Raw genomic sequence first — 18091 nt, 5'->3', positions numbered from 1 at the left:
GGCACTCAGTGCCAGTCGTAAAGGCACTGCGTACCCCCAATATGAATCCGCCGAATCTCGGCCCGGCCCTCAGGTCCGCGCGACTCTCAGGTCGGTGCGGCTCTCAGGCCCGGCTCTCAGGCGCGGCCGAACGCGGTCTCGATCTCCTGCACCACCCGCCACAGCGGGGCGTCGCGCCGCGAGACCAGGACGACCACGTCGTCCGGGTGCTCCACCGGGCCGCCGAACAGCGCGGCCGCGGTCCTGCCCGGAGCGGGCGCGGCGGGCTCGGTGCCGAACGCGGCCTGCACGTACCCGAGGGCGTGGTCGACCGTCTCGTCCGGGTCGCCCCGCCCGTCCGAGCGCAGCCAGGAGCGGAGCGCGTTGTTGTGCGCCGCGACCACGGCCGCCGCGATCACGTCCGCCCGCAGCGTCCCGTCCGGACGGCCGGCGTACCGGCCGCGCAGGTAGTCGGCGAGCGCGCGCTCGTAGCGCCACACCACCGACAGCTCGTACGCGCGCAGTCCCGGGACCTGCTTGGTGAGCCGGTAGCGCTGCACGGAGAACGTGGGGTTCTCGGCGTACATCCGCAGCACCAGCCGCGCCGCGTCGCACACCCGCCGCACCGGTTCGCACTCGGGGTCGCCCGCCGCCAGGAAGGCGGTCATGTCGGCCAGGCACCCCTCGTGGTCGGGGAAGACCACGTCCTCCTTGGACGGGAAGTAGCGGAAGAACGAGCGCCGCCCGACCCCGGCGAGGGCCACGATGTCGTCGACGGTCGTCTGCTCGTAACCGTGCTCCAGGAAGAGCCGGAAGGCCGCCGTGACCAGGGCGTCCCGCATGGGCGGCTTAACGGGCGGTGCCACGCTGCTGGAGCTCATGGACGCGAACGTAGCATTCCGTCCGCCTCCTTGGCACTCAGTGCACGTGACCGGGGGACTGAGTGCTCCGCCGCTCCTGCCCGGAACCGCTCGCGCCGCCGGACTGAACCGGTGGGCCGGTCCTCCCGTATGTGTTCCCGGGGACCGCGGACACCCGTGCCACGGCACGTGGAAGGAGAGCAGTGTGTCGACACCGCCCGACCCTGAGCAGCCGCACCGCGGACCGGTCCTGGAACCGGTCCGGGTCCTGCGCCCGCGCCGGCTGGACACCCTCGCGGAGCTGATGCGCGAGTTCCACGAGGGGGCGGAGGCCGATGCGAGGGCGAAGGCACCGAAGAGCCGGAGCCAGGCCGACTTCGAGGCCTTCGACGCGGTCTCCGCCTCCGGTACCGGGACCTTCGGCTCCGGCACGGAGGACGAGACCCAGGAACTGCCACCCGTCACCGACGGCCCGCGCACCGCGCCCGGCGGTCGTGGCCACGGGTACGGCCGCGGGCCGGGCGCCGCCCCGTCCCGTGCCTTCGGTTTCGGGCCGGGACTGCGCCGGGCCGCCGTCATGGTGGCCGTCGGTGCGGCCGCCCTGGTCGGCTTCGGCTGCGCCCTGCTGCTGCCCGGCCGCGAGGGCACCGCCGAGGCCGCCCAGCCCGCCCGGCCCTCCGAGTCGGCCACCACGGCACCGGCCACCACCCCGCCGGCCTCCGACACCTCAGCCGACCCCGACGGCGCCGGCACCCTCCGCCAGGGCGACACCGGGCCCGAGGTGGTCGAGCTGGAGCAACGCCTCCTGCGCATCCCGGACGTCTACCGCGACGGCTCCACCGGCGGCACCTACGACGCGGCCCTGACGGCGGCCGTGGAACGCTTCCAGGTCTGGTACGGCATCAGCGGCGACGAACGGGGTGTCTACGGCGACGACACCCGCCGGGCCCTGGAGTCCCGCACCAGCCTTTCCGACGGCTGACCCGCGGTCTCGAACGGGGGGCGACGGACCAGGAGAGCACCGGGAACCCGCGACGGGCAGGCGGCGCGACGGGCAGCCCCCGGCCGCCCAGCGCCGCCCGTGCCGCCGCGTGCCCACCGTACGACCCAAGGCCCATGCCGGTGAACGGATCGCGTGCCCCAGTCCTGCCGCTGCCCGCGGTGTCCCTGCCGGCTTCGGCGGCGGGGCTGCTCCGGTACCGGCACCACCGCGACGCGGCCGACGGCCCGGCTACTCCTCGCCCTCCTCGGGCACCCGGATGTCCAGCACACACACGTCGTCCCGCCGTTCGCCGGCCAGCATCGCCGCGAGCAGGGCGTCCAGGGAAGCGGGGCCGGCGGCGAGGGCGGCCGCCGCCAGGCGGTCCAGCCCCGTGTCGATGTCCTCGCCCGGCCGCTCCACCAGGCCGTCGGTGTACAGCAGCAGCCGGTCGCCCGGCTCCAGCTGGAACTCGGCGGACTCGTAGACCGGGTCCACGCACGCGCCGAGCAGCATGCCGACCGGTCTGTCGAGGTGGTGGGCCTTGCCCCCGCGCACCAGCAGGGGCGGCGGGTGGCCCGCCTGCGCCCAGGCGAGCCGGCGCTCGGCGGGGTCGTAGCGGGCGAGGACCAGCGTCGCGGTGGACTGGGCGTCGCGCGAGTGCAGCAGCAGGAAGTTGAGCCGGGCCAGCGCCCCGGTCAGGGAGGAGCCGGTGGTCACCATGCCCTTGGCGGTGAACCGCAGCTGGGCCATCGTGGCGATTGCGTCGACGCCGTGGCCCGCCACGTCGCCGACCACGAACAGCGCGGTCCCGTCGGGCAGTTCGATGGCACTGAACCAGTCACCACCGACGTGCACCCCCGCCTGGGCGGGCAGATAGGCGACCTCGACGCGCAGCCCGTGCAGCAGCACCGGCTTGCTGGGCAGCGGCAGCAGCGCGTGCTGGAGCCGGGCGGCCAGCGCGCGTTCCGCCTCCAGGACGCCGCGCTGCATGAGGATCGCCCGCTCGCTGTCCACCAGGGCGAGTTCGGCGCTGCGCTGCGCCGTGAGGTCCTGCACGAAGCCGTGCACTTCGATGACCGTGCCGTCCCCGGCGCTCACCGCCTCCGCGACGGCCCGCAGATGCCGTACGGCGTTCCCGGTCCTGATCCGGAACGGCACGTCGAATGACCGGCCGGTGCGGGCGAGTTCGGAGACGGCACGGGCCAGCGCGTGGGCGTCCTCGGGCAGCACCAGGTCCGGCAGCAGGTCCAGTGGCACCGCACCGCGGCCCGGGTCGCGGCCCAGGATGGTGTACACCTGGGACGACCAGTTGACCTGACGGGTGACCAGGTTCCAGTTGACCCAGCCGAGGTTGCCCAGCCGCTGCAACTCCGCCAGCCGCTGCTCCTGCCGCTCCTCCGTGTCGTGGCGCAGCCAGGTCACCAGCAGCCCGTCGCCGAGCCGGGCGGCACGCACCGAGTAGGTGGCCGTCACGGTCACCCCCGCGAGCAGCTCCTCGTAGACGAACGGCTCGCCCTCGTAGGGCTCTCCGCCGAGCGCCTTCAGGTACCCCTGCCACAGCGCCTCGCCGGCGACCGAGGGGTAGCTCTCCAGGATGTGCGAGCCCACCATCTCGTGGCCGGTGCGGCCGAGGATGTCGACGGCGTTCGGGGTGGCCGCGTCGATGCGGTAGTCCTCCACCTCGCCGGTGGGGGTGCGCAGCGGGGTCAGCAGGACCGTCGCTCCCGGCAGCGCGTCCAGTACCGTCTGGACCGACCGGGACAGGTCCGAGGCCAGGGGCTCCGCGGTGGCGCCCAGGGTGCTGAGCCGGCCGGCGCTGAGCCGGGCGACGGACTGCAGCAGCTCGCGTTCCGCGGGGCTGAAGGCGGCCGCGGGCCGACGCAGGACGCCGAGGACCACGTCGGCCGGGGCCGGTATCCACGCCCGGGACAGCCAGTGCCCGGTGGGCTCGTCGATGAGCTGGAACATCTCCCGGTCCTCGGCGAAGTGCTCCAGCCAGAGCGGCTCGCCGGCCTTCAGCGCCTCCAGCGGGGCGATCCCCTGCAACGGCGGTACCTGGCGCCACTGGGCGGCGAGCGTCGCGTCCAGCCCCGCGTGCCCGACGAGTTCGAGCACGTCGCCGGGCAGCCGCCGGTAGAGCAGCACCGCGTCGGCGCCGACCTGGGGCGCCAGGTGGTCAAGGAGCGTCGCGGCCAGCTGCTGCGGGGAGCCGACGGCCAGCAGGGCCTTGCCGAGACGGCCGAGGATCTTGGCGGTGCCGGCCGGGGCGGACGACTCCCGGGGCGCGGCCGGGGCGGCCGGTTCGGGGGCGGGGGTCCCGGTGGCGGGCGGGGCCGGCACCAGGGCGCCGAGGGTGAGCCAGCACTCCTCGAGCAGGGTGCGGTTGCCGGCCTCGGCCCGTTCCAGCAGTGCCTCGTGCGCGGCGTCGGGGGAGCAGCCCGTGGTGGCCATCAGGGCGCCTTTGGCACGCTCGACCGCCGCGGACGTGGCGGCCGCGTCCCGCAGCCGGTCCAGCTCCGCGCGCTGCCTGGCCACGATCCTCGCCAGCGCTGCGAGCTCGGCGACGGCACCGGTGTCCAGGGAAGGCACGTACTCGCTCGTCACGGGTCGAGCATGGCACAGGAAGGCACCTCCGATCACACTGGTGCCCGATCCGTGAAGGATGTGGGCATCGGCGGACCGTTGTGGTCAGCGCCCGGTGCTGTGCCCCACGAGTGCCTCGGTGACCGCGCGCACGCTGCGGGCGATGTGCTGCAACTGCATGACCTCGGCCGCGTACAGCTTGATGGTGTGCTCGATGACCGATTCCGGCAGACCCAGCAGGGGCAGTTCGGCGCGCGCGGTCTGTAGCGCCGTGCGCGCCACCCGGACCTCGTACTGGACCTGGATCTGCGCGTGCCGGGCGAGCAGCACGGGATGCCGGATCAGCGCCGGGTAGCTGGCGTAGCGGGCCGGCACCAGGCCGCGCAGCCACTTCGCGGCGGAGCGCTCCCAGTCGTAGCTGCCCGGTGCCTTGACCTGGCAGGGCCAGTCGGGGCTGATGCGCGCGGTCGTCGTCAGTGTCATGATCATCGCTTCCGGGGGTGCGGCGTCGTGAGGGTGGCCGACGGATGTCTGGGCGGCTCCGGCCTAGGGGATGGCCGGAGCCGCCGCGGGCGAATCGCACAGGCGATGCCCGTTCGAACACCCCGGGCGCCGACGCGGGTAGGAGACGGCGGCTGGGGGTGTCCGTGCGAGGCCCCGGGCGCCGGCCGCCGGCACTGCTGGTGGTGCTGCGTGCGCATGGGCGGTCCGTCGGCTTTCTCGGGGCGGGTGCGAGCGGTGCGTCCTCGGGTGCGGAACAGGCCCGGAGCGGGCCGGGGTGATCCGTGAGCAGTATTTATATATGCCGTCCGGTTTGCAAGACGTATGAAAACATTCATGCGCGAAATGAGGTGAATGCTCCCCCTACGAGGCCCTGCGCGGGGAGGGGAGAGGGGGGTGGGGGAGGCCGGACCTCGGGGTCAGTCCTTGAGGAAGAACTGGTGCTCCTCGGCGACCTGCTCGTACTCCTCCAGGCGCGCCTGGGTGCGCTCCGGGTCGGCGTCGGTCATGGCCTGGAGCAGCGCGGCGGCCATCAGACCGGGCGCCGCGTAGGTGTCGAAGACCAGGCGGGAGCCGATGCCGGTGCTGAAGGTGACGTCGGCCTCGTCGGCCAGCGCGCCGAGGGCCAGGTCGGTCACCAGCGCGACCCGGAGGCCCGCGGTGCGCGCCACCCGGATCGAGGTCAGCGTCTCCTGCGCGTGCCGGGGCATGCCGAACGCCAGCACCCAGGTGCCGCCCGCCTCGCGCGACTGCAGCAGCGCGTCGTAGGCGACGCTGCCACCCCGGGTCACCAGCCGCACGTCGGGGTGGATACGGCGGGCGGCGTAGGCGAAGTACTCCGCCAGCGAGACGGAGATGCGCAGGCCGAGCACGGTCAGCGGGGACGACTGGGACAGCTCGCGGCCGATCCAGATCACCCGGTCCGGGTCGGCGAAGTCCCGCCGCAGGTTCTCCAGGTTCTCGATCTCGGCGTCGACGGCGGCCTGGAGCTCGTTGCTGCGGTGCTCGGTGGCCGCCCCGGTGCCGCCGGCCAGGGTGCGCAGCGCGATCGACTGGAGCCGCTCGCGCAGCGCGGGATACCCGCTGAAGCCGACCGCGCCCGCGAACCGGGTCACCGACGGCTGGCTGACCCCGACCCGCTCGGCGAGGTCGGTGATCGACAGGAAGGCCGCCTCGGTGATGTGGTCGATCAGGTACTGGGCGATGCGGCGCTGGCCGGGGGAGAGCCGGGGACCGTCGAAGAGTTCGCGGAGCTGGGAGGTGGGCGCGGCCTCGGCCTCCGGCACCGTTTTGCCCGAGGTGATCGCGGATGCCTGTGCGCGGGCCTGCTGCGGCGATGGCACCGAAGCGCCTCCTTTGTCTCCCACGAGGACTCAACATAGCTCACGGACCGTGGTGACCAGGGGGTGTGCGGTACGCCGGACCGTCCCGGCGGCCGAACGCTCAGGTTGCGGAGCGGGCACCGGGATTGCGCTGCTCACCGGCGACGGATGCGGTGGCCGTCGCCGGTGAATCGTCCGGTCACCGCCGGTAGATGGTGATCGAATGCCCCACATCATCGATCGGACGGCTGGTGTCGATCAATTCGGCCAGCGTGCCCCGCGCCTTGGCGACCCACGAGTCCGAGACGACCAGCAGTCCGTGCACCCGCCCGGCCGGCACCTTGCGGGGATCGGCGGCGTGGATGCCGTAGTACGCCGGGACGCCACTGCCCTTGTAGACCAGCCAGATCCGCTCGCCCGGGTAGCGCTCCCTGAGCCGGTCGGCGAGCCGGCCCAGGTCCTGCCCCCAGTCCACGTTGGAGTCGTGCAGCCACCGATGGGTCTTCGCCGGACCGCCGAACGCCTCGTTGGCGTACGGCAGATAGAACGGGAACGTGAGCAGCGAGCTCACCGCGACGAACAGCGCCAGCGCCCCGCCCGCCGGCCGCGCCCACCGCAGGCGCGACGCCAGGACCGAAGCGCCGCCCACCGCCAGGAACATCGGCATGAAGATCGCGTACCGGGTCCCGAAGTCCCGGGACCCGGTCATCGCCGAGGCCAGCAGCACGGCCGGCGGCAGCAGCAGGTACGGCGCGGCCGGCCGCAGCCGCCGTACCGCGACCAGCGCGACGGCACCGGCCGCCCACAGCGCCAGCATGCCGAGCGGGGTCTTCACCAGCAGGGCGGCCGGCAGGTAGTACCAGCGGGAGCCGGTGTAGAGGTGCCCGAACAGGTAGCCCTGCCAGGGGTGGTCCTCCAGGGCGAACTGCATCCGCATGCCGTCCCGGTAGGACCGCGGAAAGGGCATCAGGTCGACCAGGAGGCCCCGCAGTCCGTGCACCGCCGGGGCGGGCTCGGCGGACACCAGGCGCAGCCGGGGATCGACCGCCAGATAGGAGAGCCACACGACGGCCACCGCGGTCACCGCCACCACGGCCGCGGCCGCCAGGGTGCGCAGCGCACGGCCGGGGCGCGCCCCCCACACCGACACCACCGCCAGCGCCACGAGCACCGGGACCGCGGGCAGCGCGCTCATCTTCGCCGCCAGCGAGGCCCCCAACGCGGCCCCGGCCAGCGGCAGATACAGCCGGGGCCGGCGCCGGGCCCGCCACACCAGCCAGGCCGACGTCAGCACGAACCCGGCCGACGGCACGTCCAGGGTGGCCAGCGAGCCGTGCGCGATGACGTCCGGGGAGAAGCAGTACAGGGCGAGCGCCAGCAGCCCGGCGGCCGTACCGAGGACCTCACGGGCGAAGGCGAGGACCACCAGACCGAACAGCAGCGTCAGCGCGATCACCGGCAGCCGCGCCCACAGCATCACCCGCCAGGGGTCGTTGCCCGACGAGTACAGCAGATGCCGGCCCACCTGCCCCTGGTCACCCCGGTACGACGGGTCGTAGTGCGGGGCGGCGACGGCGATGCCGGCCATGATGACGAGCTTGCCGAGCGGCGGGTGCTCGGCGTTGTAGCGCACCCGGTGCTCGTGGAGGTAGTCGGTGGCCGTCGCCACGTAGACGGGTTCGTCGACGGTGGGCGTCTGCTGGACGGCGGTGGTCACCATCGCCACCGCCATCTGGGCGAGCAGCAGCAGCGCGAGGACCGGCACCAGCCACCGGCGGCGGGCGCGCAGGGCGGCGGTCACCCGGGCCGCGGTGGTGGGCCCGGGGCGCGGCCCGGGACCGCCGGGGATGCCGGGGAGCCCGGGTTCGAGCACCGACTGCTGTTCGCTTGCCATCATCCGCCCCACGGGGACACCCGACCCGCGGTGACGGGAACGATCACGAGCCGCCATGGCCCTACTGTCGCATCGCTCCCGCCACCGGGCGCGTCACCGCTTCACGAGTCGTACCGACAGACCCTCTGCCGTGTAGACGGGTACGGCCCGCAGCGAGGCGGAGTTCAGCTCCACCTTGTCGAACTGGCCGCGCAGCCGCGGCGCGCCGACGACCGGGAGGGTGCTGCCCGCGGCCGGCGGGCGCTCGGTGTCGAGGTTCAGGGACAGGGTGCTGCCCTTGCCGAGGACGGCCAGGTGCTTCACCGTCAGCGGCGCCTTGCCGCCCTTGGCCAGGGTGACCTCCAGGGTGCCCGCGTCCTGCGTGTACGCACCGCGCACGAACAGCTCCTCCGTGACCCGCAGGGTGCCGTCCGAGATCCGGACGTCACCGCGGCCCAGTGCGTCCTCGGAGGCGGCGACCAGGGTGCCGGCGGCCAGCACGGTGCCGCCCCGGTAGCGGTTGCGGCCGGTCAGGGTCAGCGTGCCGGTGCCCTGCTTGGTCAGACCGCCGGGGCCGTCGATGTCGTTGCGCCAGCTGTCGGCCGCCGCGAAGCCGCCGGCCGCCGCGTCCAGGGTGACCGCGACGTCCGCGGCGAAGGCGCCGTAGCCGTCCGCCGCGGCGAACAGGTTGAGGCGGCCCCACTGCTCCGGGCCGTCGAGGAGCACGTACCCGGAGGGCAGTCCGGTGGTGCGCAGCACCTCGCGGCGCTGGTCGGCGGTGAGGTAGGGCTGACGGGTCTCCAGCAGCACCTCGGCGCCCTTGGGCACGGTGAGCGGGAGGTCGCGGCCCTCCCGGTTCAGGATGTACGTCAGCCGGGGCGTGGCCGCGCGCTCGTTGGCCTCGCGGTCGGCGTACGGGTCGGTGGCGGTGTCGGCCGAGTGGGCGTAGGCGTACAGGGTGTCGGCGGTGCTGCCGGTCTGCGCCTCGAAGTAGGCGAGGGCCTGGGCGCGGGCGGCCGCCTTGAGGTCGGCGTTGGCCGGGTCGGCGAGGGTGGCGGCGGCCAGGGCGGTGGCCATGATGCGGCCGCCGATCACGTCGACCGTGTTGTGCATGCCCGCGATGATCCGGGTGTCGCTCAGCTCCAGGGCACGGGCGACCAGTTCCTGGAAGCGCTCCGGAACGGCGTACGCGTAGGCCAGGGCCGCCAGGTGGAAGGCGTTGGTGTGACCGGACGGGAAGCCGCCGTCGTCGGCGGCGGAGGTGCCGCGCTGGCGCAGCAGCTGCGGGGCTACGACCACGTCGGACTCGTAGACCGGGAAGCCGTACGCGTCGGTGGTGCCGGTGTCGACGACCTCGCTGTCCTCGTTCATCCGCCACGGACGCGGGTACTGGTAGGCGTACTTGGACGGGTTGCCGGACGCGTAGTTGCCGCGCACGGTGTCGACCAGGGCGGCCACCATGCCCAGCGCCGAGTCGTGCGAGCCCGCGCCGAGCGCCGAGCCCGCGGGGGCGCCGGCCGGGACCGCGTCGCTGACGGTGGTGGCGGGGGTGCCGTCGGGGGCGCTGGTGATCGAGGTGACCGCGAGTGAGCCGGCCTTGTACAGGTCGGCGAGCGGGCCGAGGCCGGCGATCATCGCGTAGCTCTGGTGCTGGCGGTCGTAGAGGAACGCCTTCTTCGCGTCGGCGGCGCTGCGCTTCTTGGTGATCTTGGCGCAGTAGCGCATGTTGGCACGCAGGATGTCGGCGCGCAGCACCGTGCCGGTGTTCCAGGCGGAACCGGTCTTCCATATCTGGGCGAAGCCGCCGAGGATGCGGACCACCGCGTTGGTGTCCGCGGTGCGGTTGGCGCTGATGTTGGTCTTGTAGTCGTCGACGAACGCGAGAGCCGTCGCGGCCTTGGCGTCGGCGGCCGCGAGCCAGCCGACGAAGGTCGGGGCCGCCAGCACCCCCGCCGACGCGCCGAGCGAGGTTTTCAGGAATCCCCGTCGGCCGACGGCGAGTCCACGGGCCGGAGAAAGGGAGCGGGGCCCGGCAGATGACGGCATGGGTGTGCCTCTCTTTAGTTCTACGGGGAAGTTCTACGGGGACTTCACGCGGACCGTCGATGTTCCCGATGCGCGTGAGCGTGTGGGTTCGCGTGGGAAAAACGTTGAACGAGCGAAGTTCTAGGACGGGTTCGTGACCCGGCGGTCATGGTCCGACGACCGTCACATGACCCGGAGTTGAACGACAGTCCTGTGGTTCACCCGGAGAACCGGCCGCGACCTGCGCGTTCGCAGCGTCGAACGGCCCGTGGTCCAGGCCCCCGGGAGAGGACGTGCCGCGGACGGGTTCTCACAGGACCGAACGCGCCAGTGCCACCGCTCCCTCGACCGGCGGGAGCCGCAACGGCTGCGGCCGGGCCCCGGGCACGGCCTCGGCGAGCGCGGCGGCGAAGGCGTCGTACAGGCGCCGCTGGGAGAGGATCGTGCCGCCGGCGACCACCACGTCGTCCACGGCGAGACCGCGGGCGGCGAGCCGGGCCACCAGGCCGGCCAGGGCGCGGCCGCCGTCGGCTATCACGTCCGCGGCGAGGCGGGAGCCCGCGTCGGCCGCGGCGAAGACCACCGGGGCGTGCCGGCCCCACTGGGCGGAGACGTCGGAGGCGCTCTCCAGCGCGGCGCCGAGTGCGGGCACCTCGGCCACCTCGAAGGCGGCGAGGAGTCCCTTCGCGAGGGCGTCGGGTGCCTCGCCCCGGTCGTGGGCGGCCCAGACGGCGCGGGCGGCTTCCCGGACGAGTCCGGCGGCGCCGCCCTCGTCACCGAGGACCGCACCCCAGCCGCCCACCTGTACGGGGCTGCCGTCGGCCTCCCGGCCGACGGCCACCGAGCCGGTGCCGGCCACCAGGCCGACGCCCTTGTCCAGACCGGCGGCGGGGACGAGGAGCTCGGCGTCGCCCACCACCCGGACGGGCACGTCGAGGAGGTCCCGCAGCGCGGCGGCGATGCCGGCGCACTGGCGGGGGGTCTCACAGGCGTGCCCGCCGACGGCCAGGGCGGCCGGGCGGGTACCGGAGGGCAGGGCGTCGTGGACGAGCGCGGTGAGCCAGCGTGCCGCGGCGGCCGGGTCGTGCGGCCGCCAGCCGCTGCTCGGGCGGACGTGGTCGGCGACCCGGTCCGCGCCGGCGAGGGCGCGGAGCTGGGTCTTGGTGCCGCCCACGTCGATGCCGACCAGGAGCGGGGAAGAAGGAGTGTCCTGCACGGATCCTCTTTCGTCGTCTGGGCGAAGAGCGCCGAAGAGCCTGGCACTGTGCTGTGACGGCGGGCGAACCGTGTCTGGCCGAACAGGAGTTGAGCAAGTCAGGAAGCCCCGGGACGGGCTTCTTGCGGAGCACGGCAGGCGAGTACCGTGTACTTCGTTAGGAAGTTAACTAACGAAGTACAGTGCGTCAAGAGTTGCCGCGGACTCGATCGACGGGACGCTGTCGAGGCCACGATCGCGCGGCACACCGGCACCGCATCGCCGCATCCCGCGACACCCGGGGGAGCGCGGCCCCTGACCCCTGGGGGAACCGTGGAACACGTCGTGGCTGAAGCCTCCCGGCTCACCGAGAGCGCCGGCGCGGTCTTCGCCGTGCTGGCCCAGGTCGGCAGCGCCACCCGGCCGCAGCTCGCGAGTCTGGCCGGCCTGTCCAAACCGACGGTCTCCGCCGCCGTCGCGGAGCTGGAGGGAGCGCGGCTGGCCACCCACTCCGGCACCGCCTCCAGCGGCACCGGCCGCTCGGCCGCCGTCTACGGCCTCGGGCCCGCCTCCGGCTCGGTCCTCGCCGTCGACCTCGGCCCGGCGCGCACCCGGGTCCGCGGCTGCGCCCTGGACGGCACCCTGCTCGCCGAGGCGGACACGCCCCGCCCCCGGGCCGCCGACGCCGTCCGCGAGGCCCTGGCCGCGCTGCCGGCGGGCGCCCCGCTGCGGGCCATCGTGGTCGCCATCGGTGATGTCACCGCCCCCGACCGGGCGGGCAGCGGGATGCGCCCGGCGACCGCCAAGGCCGGGCCCGTCTTCGACGCGGTCTCCGTCGCCCTGCCGCCGGGCGTGCCCGTCCACCTGGAGAACAACGTGAACTGCGCCGCCCTCGCCGAACTCCACGAGGGCGCCGCCCGGGGCCGGCGCACCTTCGGCTACCTGCGGATCGGCGTCGGTATCGGTCTGGGCATCGTCATCGGCGGCCAGGTGCTGCGCGGCGCCAACGGCGCGGCCGGTGAGCTCGCCCGGCTGCCCTACCCCTGGGACGACGACCGGGAGCCCCGGCAGGAGGCCCTGGAGGCCTACGTCGGCTCGCACGCCCTGCTGCGCCGGGCCGCCGAGGTCTGGCGGGAGGCCGACGGGCCGTGCCCGCGCACCGCCGACCGGCTCTTCGCGCTGGCCGCCCAGGGCCGGGAGCCCGCCCGCGCGGTCGTCGCCCGGCACGCCGCCGACGTGGGCCGGCTGGCCGCCGCGGTGACCGCCGTACTGGACCCGGGGCTGATCGTGCTGGGCGGCAGCACGGGCGCGGACCCCCAGCTCCTGCCCGGGGTGCGGGCCGAGCTGGACCGGCTGAGCTGGCCCACCGAGGTGGTCAGCAGCCAGATCGGCGATCTCGGTACCGTGGCGGGTGCCGCCCGGCTCGCCGTGGCCAAGGGAGTCCAAACCGTGACCGAAGGCGCCAGGGCGAAGGATTGACGGCTTCCTCATCGGTCTGCCAATGTCCGGACAAGCGCTTTCTAAGTCGGCCGGGACGCCGGCTTGGGGTGAGCCTCCCAGCCCGTACGCGACGTACGGCAACCGCACGAGGGCGTGCCCGTGCGGTGACGGCCCAGACGGCCGGGGACCTCGCCCCGCGTGGACGATGCGGCCGGGCGAGGCCGCGCCCCCCGGAAAGTGACTTTTCCTTCAAAATGCACCCGTGCCGCCTCAGCCGGTGCCGTGCTCCGTCCGTACGACGAAATGGGATCTAAGATGACCACTGTGGGTGTGCGGCGCTCCCGCCGACTCGGCCGCGGCGGTATGCGCCGCCTGGTTCCTCTCGCTGCCGCGACCGCGGCAGGGGCCCTGCTGCTCTCCGCCTGCGGGTCGGGATCCGGCTCGGGCGGTACCTCCAAGTCGCTGACGTTCTGGATCTCCACGGTTCCGGGGCAGGACGCGGGCTGGAAGAAGCTGGTGGCGCAGTACAAGAAGGAAACCGGCGTCAACGTCAAGCTCGTCAACATCCCCTACGACGGCTACCCGACGAAGCTGCACAACGCCGCCCAGGCGAACTCGCTGCCCGACGTGGCGGACGTGCCGGCGCTGGACCCGATCTGGTCGAACAAGCTGATCGACCTCAGCTCCATCGCCGGCAACAAGAGCTACAACATCAACGCCAACTTCCTCGCCAAGGACTCGTCCGGGAAGGTGCTGTCCATCCCCTCGGACGTCACCGCGTCCGGCCTGTTCATCAACAAGACGCTGTTCGACAAGGCCGGTGTCTCCGTCCCGGCCTCGCCCTCGGACACCTGGACCTGGACCGAGTTCATCGCGGCGGCGAACAAGGTCCGGGAGAAGACCGGCGCCAAGTACTCGCTGACCTTCGACCAGTCGCCGTCCCGGCTGCGCGCCATGGTGTACGAGATGGGCGGGACGTACGTCCACGCGGATTCCTCCGGCAAGTTCTCGGTGGACGCGGCGACCAAGAAGGCCGTGAAGTACTTCGTCGGGCTGAACGACGACAAGGTCATGCCGAAGTCGGTGTGGACGAGCGGCGCCGACCCGTCGGCCCTGTTCCAGAGCGGTGACGTGGTCGCCTACTGGTCCGGTGTGTGGCAGGTCGCCTCCTTCGCGGACAGCATCAAGAAGTTCGACTGGGCGAGCGTCCCGACCCCCGCCCAGCCGGTGCAGGCCAGTGACGTCAACAGCGGCGGCATGATGGTGGGCTTCAACAACAACGGAGCCGCGGCCACCGCCGCGAAGAAGTTCATGTCCTGGGTGTACGACCCGAAGCAGTACACCGAGCTGGTCGAGACCTCCGGGTTCCTCCCGGTCGAGAGCGGTCTGACCCCGAAGTACCCCTTCACCTCCGCGGCGGCGCAGGCGGCGTTCAAGCTGTACAACCAGGAGATCCCGCTCTACGCCCCGATCTCGGGTTACTTCAACGGCGCGCAGACGAACTGGGTGCTGAAGGGCAAGAGCCTCACCACCGACCCGACCAAGACGGAGATCGGCAAGGCGGTCAACGGCCAGCAGTCGGTCGACAAGGCCCTCCAGAACATCGTGGACGGCTACAACCAGCAGGTCGGCGGCGTTTCGTAGGCCGACGGGGCCGGGCGGCGGGGTCGAGACACCGCCGCCCGGCCCCGGACGTCCACGTGATGCCGGGCTCACCGGGTGAGCCCACAGCAATCCATTCCACCAGCACGGAGACAGGAAGATGACAAAACGCGCCTCGGACGTGTCCGCGAGCCCGCCCAGGAGACGCAATGGCTACACCGTTGCGCCGCTCGTCCTCATCGCGGCCAACGTCGTGCTCTTCGCGCTGTTCTTCGTGTGGCCGGCGGTGATCGGGCTCGTCTACTCCTTCACGAACTACACGGGCGTGGGGGCGTTCCAGTTCGTCGGACTGGACAACTACCACAACCTGTTCGGGGACTCCGCCTTCTACGACGCGCTGACCCGGACGCTGCTGTACGCCGTCCTCTTCGTTCCGCTGAACTTCGCGGTCTCGCTGCTCATCGCAAACATGCTGGTGAGCAAGCACGCCAAGGGCGCGTCGGTCGCGCGGGTCATCTTCTTCATCCCGTGGCTGCTGTCGCCCATCGTCGTGGGTGTCCTGTGGCGGTGGCTGTTCGGTGAGAACTTCGGACTGGTCAACTACTTCATCGAGAAGCTCGGCGGGCACGCCGTTCCGTGGCAGTCGAACGCGGACCTGTCGCTGCTGGTGGTGGTGATGGCGGCGTCCTGGGCCTGGACGGGCTTCTCGATGCTGCTGTTCATCGCGGCGATCAAGAACGTACCGGTGTCGTACTACGAGGCGGCCGCGCTCGACGGCGCCGGTCCCTGGCGCCAGTTCTTCAGCATCACGCTGCCGAGCATCGCGCCCACCTCGTTCATCGTCATCCTCCTCAACACGATCAACGCGATGAAGGAATACCCGGTGTTCGTCTCCCTCAACAACGGCGGACCCGGAACGTCGAACAACCTGCTTGTCCAGTACATCTATCAGACCGGCTTCCAACGGGGCCAGATCGGCTACGCGAGCGCCGCGTCATTCGTGCTCATGCTCATCCTGATGGCCGTCGCGATCATCCAGCTGATCGTCAACCGGCGGGTGGAGAACCGATGACAACCACAGACATGCCACGCCCGGTCGACGCCGCCTCCGGACGGACCGTCTCCAAGAAGCGGACCCGCGGCGCGGGCAGTGGCGGGCTCCGGCGGGCGGTGCCGGCGACGACACTGCTGTGGATCCTGGCGTGCCTCTACGGGCTGCCGGTGCTGTGGTTCATCCTCAGCTCCTTCAAACCGGCCGGGGATTTGTTCTCCTATCCGCTGACGATGGTTCCGCACCACCCCACCCTGTCGGGTTACCTGACGGCGTGGCGCAGTGCCAACTTCTCGCAGTACTTCATCAACACGACCCTCGTGTGTGTGATCTCGACGATCCTCACGGTGGGAGCCAGCTGCTGCACCGGGTACGCGCTGGCCAAGTACGACAACAAATGGCTCAAGGCGTTCTTCATCTGCATCCTGGCCACCACGATGCTGCCCGGCGAGGTCATGCTCGCCCCCGAGTTCCTGGTGGTCCGCAACCTCGGCCTCTACAACTCGTTCGCCGGCGTCATCCTCCCGGCCGTGCTCACCGCGACCGGATGCTTCATGTTCCGCCAGTTCTTCCTGACGGTTCCCGACGAACTCGTGGAAGCCGCGCGCATCGACGGCGCCCGCGAACTGTCGATCTTCCTGCGGATCATGGTGCCGCTCTCCCGGCCCATCATGCTGACCCTCGCCATCCTGTCCTTCCAGTGGCGGTGGAACGACTACATCTGGCCGCTGCTGATGCTGAACGACCCCGACAAGTTCACCGTGCAGATCGGCATCCAGAGCATCGTCGGCGCGCAGAACATCAACTGGTCGGTACTGCTCGGGGCATCGGTCATCTCCATGATCCCCCTGATCGTCATCTTCCTGGTCTTCCAGCGCTACGTCATGGGCGCCGACATCAACGCAGGACTGAAGGACTGACCGTGCCCACCCCGCTCGACCCCGGGTTCGTCCGCGCGGTGGCCGGCGCCGCCGACCGGCTGGCCGCCCCACTGGCGGCCGGCGCCGACGACGAACCCGCCGGTGTGACCCACCGTGTTCTGGCACGCCGGGTGAAGACTCTGGTCGCGGCGTACCGGTCCCCGGACTCGGCACTGCACGGCAGCAGGCAGGCCGTCGCCGCCGCGCTGACCCACCTCCGCGCCCTGCGGGCCGCGCAGACCGCCTCCGGCCTCTTCGCCGGCGGTGACAACGTGCAGTCACCGCCGGACTCCGCGTTCACGGTCAACGACGTGTGCGACGCGCACGTCCTCGCCGCGGGCGCGGGACCGGAGCTGCGCGAGGCCGCCACCGCCCTCGCCGAGATCGCCGGCGCGGCTTGCGAAAGCCTGCGGACCGGCGGCGTGCACACGCCGAACCACCGATGGGAACTGTGCGCGGCGCTGGCCCGGCTGCACCGGTCGTTCCCGGACCGCCGGCTGCTCGACCGTGTCGACGCGTGGCTCGCCGAGGGCGTCGACATCGACGCGGAGGGCCTGTACTCGGAACGCAGCGCCAACTACGCGGTGCACGTGTCCAACCCGTCGCTGCTGCTGCTGGCCGACGTCCTCGGCCGCACCGACCTGTGGGACGCCGTCGAACGCAACCTCACCGCGACCCTGGACCTCATCAGACCGGACGGCACGGTGGAGACCGTCCACTCGCGACGGCAGGACCAGAACCACCCGTTCCCGCTGGCGCCCTACCTGCCGCACTACCGGCTGCTCGCGATCCGCACCGGCCGGGGTGACTTCGGCCGGGCGGCGCGGTGGGCGGCAGCCGGCGGCGTCGACGACCCCAACCTGCTCGCCGAGACCCTCCTCACCCCCGACCTGTGCCGCCCGCTGCCGGCACCGGCGCCCGAACCCCTTCCCCGCAGCCGGTACATCACCACGGCGCGCCTGGCCGCACGGGCCTCCGCCACCGCGCACAGCGTCCTGTACGGCGGCTCGGACGTGCCCGGACACCGGCGCGTCCGCTCGGGCCTCGCCTGCAATCCCACCTTCCTGCGCCTGTTCGCCGGCGACGCCGTCCTCGACGCGGTCCGCCTCTCACGGGGGTTCTTCGACCTCGGCCCGTTCCGCGCCGCCGGCATGCGACAGCTCGCCGACGACCGGTTCCGGCTCGCCGAAACCCTCACGGCCGCCTACTACCAGCCGCTCCCGCCCGACCGGCGACGGGACGACGGCGCCTACCGGATGGCGGACGAGGGACGCTTCTCGGCCGCGATGGCCTTCCCGGACCGGCCCCGGGACGAGATCTCCCACACGACCCGCGTCGACGCGGAGCTGCGGGAGGACGGCGTTGACCTGCGGATCGACATCAGCGGTCCAAGGGTGCCCTGGGCCCTCGAACTGACCTTCCGGCCGGGCGGCGTGCCGGCGGGCGCGGTACCGATCGGCGACCAGCGCTGGTGCCTGACGACCGGGCCGATGACCTACCGGGTCGGTGACGACGAGATCCGGGTCGAGGCCCATGCCGAGGCGGGCGATCCGCTCGCCGGGCCGGACCGGAGCGAGGTGCTGCGGTACGACCCCGGGCAGGACCACACCGTGGTCGGCGGCACCGACGCGACGACCGGGAACCGCGTGTACATCGGTGGCGACGGCCCGCACACACTGACCCTCGCACTGCGCGCCCGCCGCCTGACCTCGACGAACGACGCCATGGCCGTCTCCGGAACGAAGGGCTGACCACCTC

Annotated in this window: 13 protein-coding genes; 6 read left to right on the top strand and 7 right to left on the bottom strand. The window is 72.4% G+C overall.

What is annotated here, in order from left to right; genetic code table 11:
- Positions 1 to 116 precede the first annotated feature (116 nt).
- Positions 117 to 860: a TetR family transcriptional regulator gene (locus tag AB0P24_RS22145; protein ID WP_365796503.1), complete on the bottom strand. Its 744-nt coding sequence runs from the start codon at positions 858 to 860 to the stop codon at positions 117 to 119.
- Positions 861 to 1044: 184 nt separating this feature from the next.
- Here AB0P24_RS22145 and AB0P24_RS22140 point away from each other — a divergent pair, with 184 nt between their 5' ends.
- Complete coding sequence (locus AB0P24_RS22140; protein WP_365796501.1) at positions 1045 to 1821, top strand: peptidoglycan-binding protein; 777 nt, start codon at positions 1045 to 1047, stop codon at positions 1819 to 1821.
- Between the two features lie 249 nt (positions 1822 to 2070).
- On the opposite strand, the gene AB0P24_RS22135 is transcribed toward AB0P24_RS22140, so the two are convergent.
- The 6 genes from AB0P24_RS22135 to AB0P24_RS22110 all read right to left on the bottom strand — a co-directional run bounded on the left by AB0P24_RS22135 (position 2071) and on the right by AB0P24_RS22110 (position 11341).
- Positions 2071 to 4425 (bottom strand): SpoIIE family protein phosphatase, encoded by a 2355-nt coding sequence (locus AB0P24_RS22135; protein WP_365796499.1) that lies wholly within the window; start codon positions 4423 to 4425, stop codon positions 2071 to 2073.
- Between the two features lie 84 nt (positions 4426 to 4509).
- Positions 4510 to 4893: a hypothetical protein gene (locus AB0P24_RS22130; RefSeq protein ID WP_365796497.1), complete on the bottom strand. Its 384-nt coding sequence runs from the start codon at positions 4891 to 4893 to the stop codon at positions 4510 to 4512.
- Positions 4894 to 5324: 431 nt separating this feature from the next.
- Positions 5325 to 6248 carry a MurR/RpiR family transcriptional regulator gene (locus tag AB0P24_RS22125; RefSeq protein ID WP_365796495.1) on the bottom strand — a complete coding sequence of 308 codons (924 nt, stop codon included), beginning with the start codon at positions 6246 to 6248 and terminating at the stop codon, positions 5325 to 5327.
- 178 nt (positions 6249 to 6426) lie between these two features.
- Positions 6427 to 8124, bottom strand: coding sequence for a phospholipid carrier-dependent glycosyltransferase (locus AB0P24_RS22120; protein ID WP_365796493.1), 1698 nt, complete (start codon positions 8122 to 8124; stop codon positions 6427 to 6429).
- 90 nt (positions 8125 to 8214) lie between these two features.
- Positions 8215 to 10146, bottom strand: coding sequence for a phosphatase PAP2 family protein (locus AB0P24_RS22115; RefSeq protein ID WP_365796491.1), 1932 nt, complete (start codon positions 10144 to 10146; stop codon positions 8215 to 8217).
- Positions 10147 to 10435: 289 nt separating this feature from the next.
- The gene (locus tag AB0P24_RS22110) at positions 10436 to 11341 is read right to left on the bottom strand and encodes a BadF/BadG/BcrA/BcrD ATPase family protein (protein WP_365796489.1); all 906 of its coding nucleotides are present in this window, start codon (positions 11339 to 11341) and stop codon (positions 10436 to 10438) included.
- A 324-nt stretch (positions 11342 to 11665) separates the two neighbouring features.
- On the opposite strand from AB0P24_RS22110, the gene AB0P24_RS22105 reads away from it, so the two are divergent.
- The 5 genes from AB0P24_RS22105 (at position 11666) to AB0P24_RS22085 (ending at position 18084) form a co-directional block, all read left to right on the top strand.
- Positions 11666 to 12799 (top strand): ROK family transcriptional regulator, encoded by a 1134-nt coding sequence (locus AB0P24_RS22105; protein ID WP_365796487.1) that lies wholly within the window; start codon positions 11666 to 11668, stop codon positions 12797 to 12799.
- A 276-nt stretch (positions 12800 to 13075) separates the two neighbouring features.
- Positions 13076 to 14404 carry an extracellular solute-binding protein gene (locus tag AB0P24_RS22100; protein ID WP_365796485.1) on the top strand — a complete coding sequence of 443 codons (1329 nt, stop codon included), beginning with the start codon at positions 13076 to 13078 and terminating at the stop codon, positions 14402 to 14404.
- A 118-nt stretch (positions 14405 to 14522) separates the two neighbouring features.
- Positions 14523 to 15434 (top strand): sugar ABC transporter permease, encoded by a 912-nt coding sequence (locus tag AB0P24_RS22095; RefSeq protein ID WP_365796483.1) that lies wholly within the window; start codon positions 14523 to 14525, stop codon positions 15432 to 15434.
- Positions 15431 to 16333, top strand: a complete 903-nt coding sequence (locus AB0P24_RS22090; protein ID WP_365796481.1) for a carbohydrate ABC transporter permease — start codon at positions 15431 to 15433, stop codon at positions 16331 to 16333. The genes AB0P24_RS22095 and AB0P24_RS22090 overlap by 4 nt, the downstream gene beginning before the upstream one ends.
- Before the next feature lie 2 nt (positions 16334 to 16335).
- Positions 16336 to 18084 (top strand): hypothetical protein, encoded by a 1749-nt coding sequence (locus tag AB0P24_RS22085; protein WP_365796479.1) that lies wholly within the window; start codon positions 16336 to 16338, stop codon positions 18082 to 18084.
- The last annotated feature ends 7 nt before the right edge of the window (positions 18085 to 18091 follow it).

It is taken from the genome of Streptomyces sp. NPDC086519 (genome assembly GCF_040686075.1).
In the GTDB taxonomy this organism is placed as follows: Bacteria; Actinomycetota; Actinomycetes; order Streptomycetales; family Streptomycetaceae; genus Streptomyces; species Streptomyces shenzhenensis.
Note: the sequence above shows the minus strand (reverse complement) of the source record. Positions and strands in the feature narration are given on the sequence as shown.

Excerpts from the sequence above, each read along its gene's own strand:
- AB0P24_RS22145 (WP_365796503.1), bottom strand. The coding sequence starts at position 860 with ATGAGCTCCAGCAGCGTGGCACCGCCCGTTAAGCCGCCCATGCGGGAC.
- AB0P24_RS22130 (WP_365796497.1), bottom strand. The coding sequence starts at position 4,893 with ATGATCATGACACTGACGACGACCGCGCGCATCAGCCCCGACTGGCCC.
- AB0P24_RS22120 (WP_365796493.1), bottom strand. The coding sequence starts at position 8,124 with ATGATGGCAAGCGAACAGCAGTCGGTGCTCGAACCCGGGCTCCCCGGC.
- AB0P24_RS22115 (WP_365796491.1), bottom strand. The coding sequence starts at position 10,146 with ATGCCGTCATCTGCCGGGCCCCGCTCCCTTTCTCCGGCCCGTGGACTC.
- AB0P24_RS22100 (WP_365796485.1), top strand. The coding sequence starts at position 13,076 with ATGACCACTGTGGGTGTGCGGCGCTCCCGCCGACTCGGCCGCGGCGGT.
- AB0P24_RS22095 (WP_365796483.1), top strand. The coding sequence starts at position 14,523 with ATGACAAAACGCGCCTCGGACGTGTCCGCGAGCCCGCCCAGGAGACGC.
- AB0P24_RS22090 (WP_365796481.1), top strand. The coding sequence starts at position 15,431 with ATGACAACCACAGACATGCCACGCCCGGTCGACGCCGCCTCCGGACGG.